Source organism: Caulobacter sp. GW822-FHT01G02, assembly GCF_058802865.1.
Genome location: NZ_JBXAON010000001.1, coordinates 166,772 through 177,469 on the forward strand (window position 1 = coordinate 166,772; position 10,698 = coordinate 177,469).

The following is a 10,698-nucleotide window of genomic DNA, read 5'->3' on the forward strand; positions in this document are numbered from 1 at the left end:
AAACCTTCGCCGGCGCACGCTAGACTCGCGCAGGCAACAGAGCATGGGCGCATGAGATTTCACCTGTTCGGTTCGGCCCTGGGTCTGGCGTGTCTGCTGGCGTCGAGCGCCCTGGCCTCGACGCTGATCGTCCACGCCAAGGTGATCGATGGGTCCGGAAAGCCGGCTCGCGACGCCAGCGTCCGGATCGACAAGGACCGGATCGTCGCCATCGGCCAACTCAAGCCCGCGCCGGGAGAGGCTGTCGTCGACGCCAAAGGCCTGACCCTGGCGCCCGGCTTCATCGACGCCCACAGCCATCACGATCGGCTGGCGGACAAGACGCCGGACATGGCGATGCTGACCGCCCAGGGCGTCACCACCATCGTGGTCGGGCAGGACGGTGAGTCCGCCCTGCCGCTGAAGGCCTATTTGCAGCAGATGGCGCGCTCGCCCCTGGCCGTCAATGTCGCCTCCTACACCGGGCACGGCAGCCTGCGCGCCCGCGCCATGGGCCAGGACTACAAGCGTCCGGCGACGCCGGCCGAGATCGCGCGGATGCGGGACGACCTCGCCGAGGACCTGCGCGCGGGCTCGCTGGGGCTGTCCACCGGACTGGAATACGATCCCGGCATCTACGGAACGCCGGAAGAGGTGGTGGCCCTGGCCAAGACGGCGGCGGCCGGCGGCGGACGCTATATCAGCCATATGCGCAGCGAGGACGTGAAGCTGGACGCGGCGATCGACGAGATCATCGCCATCGGCCGCGAGGCCAAGCTGCCCGTTCAGATCTCGCACCTGAAGATCGGCCTGGTCGACCGCTGGGGCGACGCGCCCGCGATTCTCGCCAAGCTTGACGCTGCCCGCGCCCAGGGCGTGAACATCACCGCCGACGTCTATCCCTACGGCTACTGGCAGAGCAATCTGTCGGTGCTGCTGCCGGAGCGGAACTTCGAGGACCGGACCGCCGCGCGGTTCGCCCTGACCAAGCTGACCACGCCCGAGGGCCTGCGGATCGCCGTGTTCGCGCCGGATCCCTCCCTTGTCGGCAAGTCGATCGCCCAGATCGCGGCTGAGCGCCACGCGGATCCCATCGAGACCTATCTGGCGCTGACGCGCCAGTCGGAGGCCTATCGCGCCGCCCATCCGGAGGTCGAGCGCGTGGACGCCGTGATCGGCTCGGCCATGGCCGAGCCCGACATCGCCGCCTTCATCGCCTGGAAGCACTCGGTGATCTGCTCCGATGGCATGACGCACGGCCTGCATCCCCGGGGCTTCGGGGCCTTCGCCAAGATCCTGCGCGTCTATGTCCGGGAGAAGCATCTGCTGACCCTGGAGCAGGCCGTGCACAAGATGTCGGCTCAGACCGCCGCCCAGCTCGGCCTGGCCGACCGAGGGACGATCGCGCCGGGTCTTCAGGCCGACCTGGTGCTGTTCGATCCCGCGCGGATCACGGACCATTCGGATCTGGACCACCCCAACGCCGTGGCGACCGGCGTCCGCACGGTCTGGGTCAACGGCGTCGTCGTGCTCGACAAGGGCGTCCCGACCTCGGCGCGACCTGGGCAGGTGGTGCGCCGGGCCGGCTGGCGACCGGGCGGCTAGGCCGCCTCCGTCATCTTGAAAATGCCCTGAGCGTTGCCGCTGTCGAACCTCAGGTCCAGCCGTTCGACGCCATCCTTGTCGACGAAGCGGTCGCGGCTGATGAACTCGTGGAAAGAGCCGGGGACGGTCCGGGCTTCCTCGCCGGCGTCGGTGACGAACGTGCGCGTGACCGGCTGGGCCTTGAAGGCGGTCTGGCGCACGCGGCCCGAGCCCGAGATCTCGACGGCGTCCTTGATCGGACGACCCAAAGCCTTCTGGGCGTCGGACACGGCGTCGACGTCGGGAACGCGGTCGGTGGCGTGGTTGAAGGCCTGGCCCTCGGTGGCGATCCAGGCGGCCTCGGCCGATTCCGCCTTCAGCGCCTCGTAGTGCTCCAGGCGCAGCGGGCCGTGGGTGCGGGCGAAGGCAGCGATCACCTCCGGCAGGGCGGCGCGCGCCTGATCCAGGTCACAGACGCCCTCGGTGGCGAAGGTCTCCAGGGCGGTCCTGGCCGCCTTGCCCAGAGCGTCGGCCGAGGAGTCGAACACCGCGTGGGCGATAACCTGGAAGGCGGGCGAGAAGCGCTGGACATGCAGTTCGCTGACGAAGAACTGCGGGATCGCCTCGGGCAGGTCGCGGTGGGCGTAGGCCCGGCCGGTCATCTTCAGACGGTCCAGCGGGTATAGGTCGGCCACCCCATAGCCTAGCGGCTCGAGGATCCGAGCGAAGGCCTGGTGACCGGCCGGCAGGGCCCCGGTCGGGCCGTCTCCGAAGTCGATCGTGCGCAGGGCGCCGTGGTCGAACAGGATCCGATGTCCCTCGGCCCGGCGCTCGGTCACATAGGCCGCGCCCAGGGGCACGCGGTTCATGACGTCGTGAAACAGCACCGCGTTCAGGGCCATGGCGAAGACCGCGCGCGAGACCGGTCCGTCGGTCTCTCCGGCCAGGGCGGGGGCGATCTCCAGGACGTCCAGGATCGCGGCGGCCGATTTCTGGCCCAGGGCCGAGGCGACGAGGGAGGAAAGGTGCGACATGGTTCGAGGGCCTCAGACGTCGAAGGTCACGCCCTGCGCCAGCGGCAGGGTGGTTCCGTAGTTGATGGTGTTGGTGGCGCGGCGCATGTAGGCCTTCCAACTGTCGGAGCCGGCCTCGCGCCCGCCGCCGGTCTCCTTCTCGCCGCCGAACGCGCCGCCGATCTCGGCGCCGGAGGGGCCGATATTGACGTTCGCGATGCCGCAGTCGCTGCCTTCGGTCGACACGAACAGCTCGGCTTCGCGGACATTCAGGGTGAAGATCGACGATGACAGGCCCTGGGCCACGTCGTTCTGGGAAGCGATGGCGTCGGCCAGGTCGGCGTAGCGCATGACGTAGAGGATCGGCGCGAAGGTCTCATGCCGGACGATGTCGGCCTGGTGGTCGATCTCGACCAGGGCGGGGGCGACGTAGTAGGCGTCCGGCCCGGCGATGTCGACGCGGGCCCCGCCGGTGATCTTGCCGCCGGCCGCGCGAGCCTGCTCCAGGGCGTCCCGCATGGCGTCGAAAGCGGCCTTGTCGACCAGGGGGCCGACCAGCACGCCGCTCGCCCGCGGATCGCCGACGGGAACGGTGGGATAGGCGGCCTTCAGGCGGGGGACGAAGGCGTCATAGACGCTGTCATGCACGAACAGGCGACGCAGCGTGGTGCAGCGCTGGCCCGCCGTGCCCATGGCGGCGAAGGCCACGCCCCGCAGGGTCAGGTCCAGGTCGGCCGACGGCGCGACGATGGCGGCGTTGTTGCCGCCCAGCTCCAGCAGGGCGCGGGCGAAACGGGCGGCCAGGCGCGGGGCCACCTGTCGGCCCATGGCCGTCGAGCCGGTGGCCGAGACCAGCGGGATCTTGGGATGGTCGATCAGGGCCTCGCCCACCGCGCGGTCGCCGATCAGCAGCGTGGACAGGCCGTCAGGGGCGTCCGAGCCGAACTTGGCGCGGGCCTTCTCGAACAGGGCCTGGACGGCCAGGGCCGTCAGCGGGGTCTTTTCCGAAGGCTTCCAGACCACGGCGTCGCCGCAGACGAAGGCCAGGGCCGCGTTCCACGACCAGACCGCGACCGGGAAGTTGAAGGCGCTGATGACGCCGACCACGCCCAGCGGGTGCCAGGTCTCCATCATCCGGTGCGACGGGCGCTCGGTGGCGAGGGTCAGGCCGAACAGCTGACGCGACAGGCCCGTGGCGTAGTCGCAGATGTCGATCATCTCCTGCACCTCGCCCAGGCCCTCGGAGGTGACCTTACCGGCCTCCAGGGTGACCAGGGCGGCCAGGTCGGCCTTGGCGGCGCGCAGTTCCTCGCCCAGCAGGCGGACCAGCTCGCCCCGACGCGGGCCGGGGATCTTGCGCCAGGCGAGATAGGCCTGGTGGGCCCTCTCGATCGCCAGGGCGGCTTCGTCGGGGGTGTGCTCGCGCAAGCGGGCCAGGACCTCGCCGGTGACCGGCGAACGGGCGGCCAGGGCGCCCCCGTCGAGAACGACGGGATCGACGCCCAGGCGCGTCAGCAGGGCGCGCGCGTCGGCGATAGCGGAGGGCAGGGTGGTCATCGGGAGTCCTGGCAAGAGAGAGGGCGGAAGGGGGCGGGCGCCAGTCGGATGCTGGCCGATCCCCGCCCGAACACGGCCGCTACTGCGGCAGCGTAGTCCTGTATGGCGCGCGGCGTGAAGCGGTCGTAGGCGTCCTGCACGGCGCGGCCCAGGCCATGCTCGCCGCTGAAGCTGGCGGAAAAGCCGTCGACGGCCAGGGTCAGCACCTCCTCGCGCAGGGCCGCGCGGCGGATCGGATCGGCTGGTCCCACCAGGTTGAAGTGGATCCCGCCGTCGGCCACGTGGCCGAAGTCGCACAGCGCGTAGTCGGGAAAGTCGGCGGCCAGCATCGCCGTGGCCTCGGCCCGGAAACGCGCCAGGTCGGGGCGGCGGAAGCTGAGATCGAAGCCGATCACCGCGCCGCTGGCCCGCAGGCCTTCCGAAAGGGAATGGCGCAGAGCCCACATCTTGGTCGTCGGGCCGAACAGGGCGTCGGCCAGCGGGGCGTCGTCGCGTTCCAGCAACGGAACGGCGATCTGCTGGAGCGTCTCGTCCAGGCTGGGCTCGCCGTCGCGGGGCGACCACGAGCGGGTCAGCTCGACCAGCACCGCGTAGTCGGGGATCCCGCCAACGAACGGGTTGGCGAGAGACGGAACGTGGGCGATAGCCCGTTCCATCGCCGCCTGGGACATGCCCTCGAACGCGGTCAGCATCGTCCCGGCCTCGGCCTCGAAGGCGCACAGCAGCGGCAGCACCGCGTCCATATCGCGCGGAATCAGCAGGGCCGCGGCCGTCTGGCGCGGGCGGTGGTGGACCTCGACCGTGATCTTGGTGATCACCCCGAACGCCCCGCAGCCGCCGACGAACAGCTGGCGCAGCGCGATCGCGGCGTTGTCCTTGCGCAGGCCGTGAGACAGCGTCAGCACCGTGCCCGCCGCGTCGGGCAGCACGACTTCCAGACCCAGCACGTGGCGGCGCATGTCGCCATAGCGCAGGAACCGCGCGCCGCCGGTGTTGGTGGCCGCCATGCCGCCCAGGCTGGGATCCGCGCCCAGGTCGATGGGCAGGAACAGCCCGTACGGCTCCAGGGCCGCGTTGAGGGTCGACAGACGCACGCCGGCGCTCACCGTGGCCGTGCGATCGGCGGCGTCGATTGCGAGCGTGGTGGTCAGGCGATCGAGCGACACGACCAGATGTTGGCCGCTGGCGTCCGGCGTCGATCCCTCGGCCAAGCCGGTATTGGCGCCTTGCGGCACGAAGGCCAGGCCCTCGCGCACGCAGTAGCTGATGACGGCCGAGACCTCGGCGGTGGTGGCTGGCCGCACGACCGCCGCCGCCAGGCCCTTGGCGTAACGGGCCGGCGTCTCGTAGGCGGCGGGATCCGACGCCAGGCCGGAGGGACCGACGAGGGCTTCGAGCGCGGCCAGATGGCGAGAGCTCAGCACGTCAGGCGGCGAGGTCTTCGGCCTGGCTCGGGGCGTAGCGTCGCCCGAAGCGATTGGCCAGGAAGTCGGCCAGGGCCACGTCCTCCTGGCGCACGAACCCGGCGGACGGCAGCTTGCCTTCGGCCAGCAGGTCCAGCACCGCGCAGATGCCCGCCGCCGTGGTGATCTGGATGGCGCTGCGGGGACGGCCGCCGATCTGGGCGCCGTAGATCTTCTGGGCGTAGGTCTCCTGCATCAGCCGGCCGCCGCGCAGGCCGCTGACGCTGGCGAACACGATGACCACGTCCTGCAGGGTCGCGGGCAGGGCGTTCTCCAGGATGTCCTTGAGCACGTCGCGCCGCTCGCGCAGGCGCAGGTCGTGCAGCAGCGCCTTCATCAGGGCCGCGTGGCCCGGATAGCGTATCGTGCGGTACGACAGGTTGCGCACCTTGCCGTCCAGGGTCTCGCAAAGGCCGCCCAGCCCGCCCGAGGTGTTGAAGGCTTCGTACAGCACGCCGTCCAGGGCGAACTCCTCGAGGTCCTCCAGCGGCTGGGTCTCGCGACGCACGCCGCCGACGATGGCCTCGCACGGCTCGCAATACTCGTTGATCAGACCGTCCGTCGACCAGGTCAGATTGTAGTTGAGGGCGTTGGAGGGAAACTTCGGCAGGGCGCCCACGCCCATCCGCACGTCGTGTAGTTCGTCGAACCGCCGGGCCAGATCGTAAGCGGCGATGGTGATGAAGCCCGGCGCCAGGCCGCACTGCGGCGCGAAGGCGCTGCGGGCGTCCTTGGCCAAGGCCTTGACCGCGCGCGTGCTGGCCACGTCCTCGGTGAGATCCAGATAGTGGGCGCCGGCCGCCTTCGCCGCGCGGGCGATGGTGACGGTCAGGCTGAAGGGGGCGGCGCTCAGCACCGCGAACTTGCCGGCCAGCAGACGGTCAAGGGCCGCCTCGTCGGTGATGTCGACCCTGATCTTGTTCACCGCGGCGGTGGTTTCCAGGCGCTCCAACGCCTGGGCCGAGGCGTCGGCCACGGTCACCGCGTAGTCGCCGCACCCGGCCAGCATTTCGGCGATCATCGACCCGATCTTGCCGCCTCCAACAACCACGACCTCTTTCATGTGTCCCATTCTCCCCGCGACAGACGCGGACACATGATGCGAGGCGCATAAGCGATTCATAGTGGCGCTATCGTCGAAATGCCGCGAAAATATCGGCGAAATGCAGGGGGATATGGGCGAAGTGACGATCGACGCCATCGACCAGAAACTGCTCGCCGCGCTGCGCGAGAACGGCCGGGCCGCCACCGCCGACCTCGCCCGCCGGGTGGGGCGGTCCCGCACGACGGTCCAGAGCCGGATCGAGCGCCTGGAGCGCGAGGGGGTCATCGTCGGCTATGCCGTTCGCCTGGCGCCCGACCACGAGCATGGCGCCGTGCGCGCCCAGGTCATGATCAAGGTCGCGCCCAAGGAGAGCCGCGCCGTGGAAGCGGCGCTGCGGGCCATTCCCGAGGTGCGGGTCCTGCATTCGGTCAGCGGCGACTTCGACATGATCGCCGTGGCGGCCACCACCAGCGTCGCGCGGATGGACGAGGTGATCGATAGCATCGGCCATCTGCCGGGCGTCGAGCGCACGACCTCCTCGATAATCCTGTCGACCAAGTTCGACCGGTAGAACTGGGCGGCCTGTTCACGCCGTAAGCCGCGCTCGCGAGAAGCCAGACTGTTACGGAGAACCGTTCTGGTGGCTGTTGGGGGGGGGGCTGCTGGGCAACGACGGCGGCGTTCGGTCGACCGGTGCTAAGTCCTGGCGGATCGGCCGCCGGCGCGAAGTGCGAGATTGCGTTGCTGATGAAAGCGCCGCCGAGCGCAATGAGGACGGCGCCCACGATCGATCCATGCCTGTTCAAAATGTAGGCGCCAGGGGCGTTGTGCGGCCTGGGGCGTCAAGGCCGGTTCCTGCGCGAGCGTTTAGGGTCCTAGGCAGGTGGCATGCGCGTGCTTGTCATTGATCCCGACCCTGCCCGAGCCGCTCTTGTCGCCGAGGGTTTACAGGGTGTGGATCCCCTGGAGGTCAAGCAGGCCGCGGCCTTCGACGAGCGCGAAGTGCAGGCTTTTGCGCCAGACGTCGTTGTGATCGCATCGGATAGCCCGGATCGCGACACCCTCGAAAGCCTGCGCGAGGCGTCACAGACCAATCCCCGTCCGGTGGTGATGTTCGTCGACCGCTCAGAGCCGGGCCTGGCCGAACAGGCGGTGCGGGCCGGCGTGGCGGCCTATGTCGTTGACGGCCTCGCGCCGTCCCGGGTGCGTCCCATCCTCGATGTCGCCATGAGCCGCTTCGCCCTGACCCAGCAGCTGCGGGGCGACCTGGCCAAGGCCAAGGCGGACCTGGAGTCGCGCAGGACCGTCGAGAAGGCCAAGGGCCTTCTGATGAAGGAGCGCGGCCTGGACGAGGACGGCGCGTATCGCCTGCTGCGCAAGCTGGCGATGGACAAGGGGCGACCGATCGGATCGGTGGCCGCCGACCTGCTGGCCTTCGCCAATATCCTGAAGGGCGACGCGTCGTGAGCGGGCTGGCCGATCTGCGCCTGGGGTTCATTCCCCTGACCGACTGCGCGCCGCTGATCGTGGCCCGGACGCTTGGCCTGTTCGCCGAGGAGGGGCTGCGGGTCGAGCTCACCCGCGAAGCCGCCTGGGCGACGATCCGCGACAAGGTGGCGGTTGGAGCCCTGGATGGCGCCCATATGCTGGCGCCGATGACCCTGGCGGCGGGCGTCTCGCCCGACATCGCCAAGCCGATGATCGCCCCGATGGCCCTCAACGCCAATGGCAGCGCCATCACCGTCTCGACCGCCCTGGCCCAGGCGCTGGAAGAGATCGATCCCGTCGCCCTGGCCGCGCGGCCGGTCACCGCCGCGCCGCTGAAGGCGCTGATCGACCAGCGTCGGCGGACGGGCGCGCGGCTGCTGACCTTCGCCGTTGTCTTCCCCTACTCGATGCACAACTACGCCCTGCGCTACTGGCTCGCCCAGGCGGGCGTCGATCCCGATCGCGATGTACGACTTGTGGTCACCCCGCCGCCGCGCATGGTCGAGCAACTGGCGTCCGGGGCGATCGATGGCTTCTGCGTCGGGGCACCCTGGAACGCCGTCGCCGCGGCGCGGGGCGTGGGCGAGATTCTGATGAAGGCCTCGCAGTTCTGGCCCGGCGGACCCGACAAGGTGTTCGGCGTCACCGCTGACTGGGCCGCGGGCCACGCCGACGAGCTCCGGGCCGCGCTGCGCGCCCTGATCCGCGCCGCCGCCTGGGCCGACGACCCGGCCAATCGCGACGAACTCGTCGCCCTGTTGGCGCGACCCGAACATGTCGGGGTCGATCCCGCCGCGATCGCGCGGGCGCTGGAGGGCGAGATCGTCTTCCACCGCGGCGCCGCTGGCCTGCCGCGCCGCGACCACGCCCTGTGGTTCCTGTCGCAGATGGCCCGCTGGGGTCAGGTCGCGCGGGACCTCGACGCGGAGGCTGTCGCCGACCGGGTCTACCGCCCTGACCTGTTCCGCGCGGCGGCCTTGTCTCTGGGGCCGGTGCTGGACCCGACCCTGGTGTTCGCCGACGCCGCGCCGGCGCCCTCGGCCCTGTTCGACGGCGCGGCGCCGACGTCTCCGACGGCCTGACCGACGCCCTTCCGCCCAAGGTTCGCGCAAGGCGACCGCCTTTTTGCCGCGCAATCATACAAGTGGGCGCGTGCTGACGCCGGGGCGCGACGCGGCGGGTGACTACGCCGGCCATCCGACCCTTCACTCGCTCAGGCCTTCGGACAACGGCGTTCGTGGCTGCCAGAGACGACCGCTCGGATGCGGTCATTCGCCCGAGGCGTTCACGCCTCGCTCTCGCAGACACGCACATCCGAGGCAGATCATGCTCTCCCGAGACTTTCTCAAGGCTGGCCACGCGCCGACCCTGTTCGCCGCGTTCCTGTATTTCGACCTCAGCTTCATGGTCTGGGTGATCCTGGGTCCGCTGGGCGTGGCCATCGCCAAGGACTTCCATCTCGACCCCGCGCAGAAGGGCCTGATGGTCGCCATCCCCGTCCTGGCCGGGGCTGTACTGCGCCTTGTCAGCGGCGTGCTGGTCGACCGCATCGGCCCCAAGCGCACCGGGATGATCAGCCAGCTGATCGTGCTGACCGGCTTGGCCATGGCCTGGTCGCTGGGCGTCCACTGCTATCATCAGGTGCTGGCCCTGGGTCTGGTGCTGGGCGTGGCGGGCGCTTCGTTCGCGGTCGCCCTGCCGCTGGCTTCGCGATGGTATCCGCAGGAGCATCAGGGTCTGGCCCTGGGCATCGCTGGGGCCGGCAACTCGGGCACCGCCCTGGCGGCCCTGTTCGCGCCGATCCTGGCCAAGCATTTCGGCTGGCAGAACGTCATCGGCCTGGCCGCCCTGCCGCTGGCCGTGGCCTTCGTCGTCTACATGCTGCTGGCCAAGGACGCTCCCGAGCAGCCCGCGCCCAAGAAGCTGGCCGAGTATATGGACGTTCTGAAGACGCCGGACGCTTGGTGGCTGATGCTGCTGTACGGCGTCACCTTCGGCGGCTTTGTCGGCCTGGCCTCGTCCCTGACCATCTACTTCAATTCGGAATATGGCCTGGATCCGGTGATCGCCGGCTTCTTCACCGCCGCCTGCGTGTTCGCCGGCTCGTTCATCCGTCCAGTCGGCGGAGCCCTGGCCGACCGCTTCGGCGGCGTGCGGACCCTGACGGTGGTCTTCGCCCTGGCCGCCCTGGGCTTGGCCGCCGCCAGCTTCCACGCGCCCTCGGCATGGCTGGCCCTGGCGGTGCTGATGTTCTCGATGCTGGCCTTGGGCGCCGGCAATGGCGCGGTGTTTCAGCTGGCGCCCCAGCGCTTCCGCAAGGAGATCGGGGTGATGACCGGGCTGATCGGCATGACCGGCGGCATCGGCGGCTTCTACCTGGCCTCGACCCTGGGCATGGCCAAGAAGCTGACCGGCGCCTACCAGATCGGCTTCCTCGGCTTTTCGCTTCTGGCGCTGGTCGCCCTGGTCGCCCTGCACGGCCTGAAGGCCCGCTGGCGCGCGGTCTGGCCGACGCTGAACGGCGACGCCGCGCCCGTCCGCGTCTAGCCGCCGCGCCCGCCCCCTTCCT

9 protein-coding genes are annotated in these 10,698 nt (G+C 70.1%); 5 read left to right on the forward strand and 4 right to left on the reverse strand.

Annotation, left to right across the window (positions count from 1 at the left end):
• Positions 1–51: 51 nt before the first annotated feature.
• Positions 52–1,584, forward strand: a complete 1,533-nt coding sequence (locus tag AC1RNC_RS00845; protein ID WP_492882901.1) for an N-acyl-D-amino-acid deacylase family protein — start codon at positions 52–54, stop codon at positions 1,582–1,584.
• Here the strand turns inward: AC1RNC_RS00845 and AC1RNC_RS00850 are convergent.
• From AC1RNC_RS00850 to AC1RNC_RS00865, 4 genes are read right to left on the reverse strand one after another with little or no spacing between them, the layout of a single operon-like run.
• Positions 1,581–2,597 (reverse strand): 2-oxoadipate dioxygenase/decarboxylase family protein, encoded by a 1,017-nt coding sequence (locus AC1RNC_RS00850; RefSeq protein WP_492882903.1) that lies wholly within the window; start codon positions 2,595–2,597, stop codon positions 1,581–1,583. The two genes, AC1RNC_RS00845 and AC1RNC_RS00850, sit on opposite strands and share 4 nt — an antisense overlap.
• 12 nt (positions 2,598–2,609) lie before the next feature.
• Positions 2,610–4,133 carry an L-piperidine-6-carboxylate dehydrogenase gene (gene amaB / locus AC1RNC_RS00855; RefSeq protein WP_492882905.1) on the reverse strand — a complete coding sequence of 508 codons (1,524 nt, stop codon included), beginning with the start codon at positions 4,131–4,133 and terminating at the stop codon, positions 2,610–2,612.
• Positions 4,130–5,557: an FAD-binding oxidoreductase gene (locus AC1RNC_RS00860; RefSeq protein WP_492882907.1), complete on the reverse strand. Its 1,428-nt coding sequence runs from the start codon at positions 5,555–5,557 to the stop codon at positions 4,130–4,132. Before AC1RNC_RS00860 ends, amaB begins: the two co-directional genes overlap by 4 nt.
• A gap of 1 nt (position 5,558) precedes the next feature.
• The gene (locus AC1RNC_RS00865; protein WP_492882909.1) at positions 5,559–6,659 is read right to left on the reverse strand and encodes a saccharopine dehydrogenase family protein; all 1,101 of its coding nucleotides are present in this window, start codon (positions 6,657–6,659) and stop codon (positions 5,559–5,561) included.
• Between the two features lie 112 nt (positions 6,660–6,771).
• On the opposite strand from AC1RNC_RS00865, the gene AC1RNC_RS00870 reads away from it, so the two are divergent.
• The 4 genes from AC1RNC_RS00870 to AC1RNC_RS00885 all read left to right on the forward strand — a co-directional run bounded on the left by AC1RNC_RS00870 (position 6,772) and on the right by AC1RNC_RS00885 (position 10,676).
• Positions 6,772–7,212: an Lrp/AsnC family transcriptional regulator gene (locus AC1RNC_RS00870; protein WP_492882911.1), complete on the forward strand. Its 441-nt coding sequence runs from the start codon at positions 6,772–6,774 to the stop codon at positions 7,210–7,212.
• A 317-nt stretch (positions 7,213–7,529) separates the two neighbouring features.
• A complete protein-coding gene (locus AC1RNC_RS00875) occupies positions 7,530–8,108 on the forward strand; it encodes an ANTAR domain-containing response regulator (RefSeq protein ID WP_492882913.1) in 579 nt (192 codons plus the stop codon).
• Positions 8,105–9,211 (forward strand): CmpA/NrtA family ABC transporter substrate-binding protein, encoded by a 1,107-nt coding sequence (locus AC1RNC_RS00880; RefSeq protein ID WP_492882914.1) that lies wholly within the window; start codon positions 8,105–8,107, stop codon positions 9,209–9,211. Before AC1RNC_RS00875 ends, AC1RNC_RS00880 begins: the two co-directional genes overlap by 4 nt.
• Before the next feature lie 244 nt (positions 9,212–9,455).
• On the forward strand, positions 9,456–10,676 hold the full coding sequence (locus AC1RNC_RS00885) for a nitrate/nitrite transporter (protein WP_492882916.1): 1,221 nt from the start codon (positions 9,456–9,458) through the stop codon (positions 10,674–10,676).
• Positions 10,677–10,698: the final 22 nt, after the last annotated feature.

Bases quoted from the DNA above. Each gene is read 5' to 3' on its own strand.
- AC1RNC_RS00845 (WP_492882901.1), top strand. From the start codon at position 52: ATGAGATTTCACCTGTTCGGTTCGGCCCTGGGTCTGGCGTGTCTGCTG.
- AC1RNC_RS00850 (WP_492882903.1), bottom strand. From the start codon at position 2,597: ATGTCGCACCTTTCCTCCCTCGTCGCCTCGGCCCTGGGCCAGAAATCG.
- amaB (WP_492882905.1), bottom strand. From the start codon at position 4,133: ATGACCACCCTGCCCTCCGCTATCGCCGACGCGCGCGCCCTGCTGACG.
- AC1RNC_RS00865 (WP_492882909.1), bottom strand. From the start codon at position 6,659: ATGAAAGAGGTCGTGGTTGTTGGAGGCGGCAAGATCGGGTCGATGATC.
- AC1RNC_RS00870 (WP_492882911.1), top strand. From the start codon at position 6,772: ATGGGCGAAGTGACGATCGACGCCATCGACCAGAAACTGCTCGCCGCG.
- AC1RNC_RS00875 (WP_492882913.1), top strand. From the start codon at position 7,530: ATGCGCGTGCTTGTCATTGATCCCGACCCTGCCCGAGCCGCTCTTGTC.
- AC1RNC_RS00885 (WP_492882916.1), top strand. From the start codon at position 9,456: ATGCTCTCCCGAGACTTTCTCAAGGCTGGCCACGCGCCGACCCTGTTC.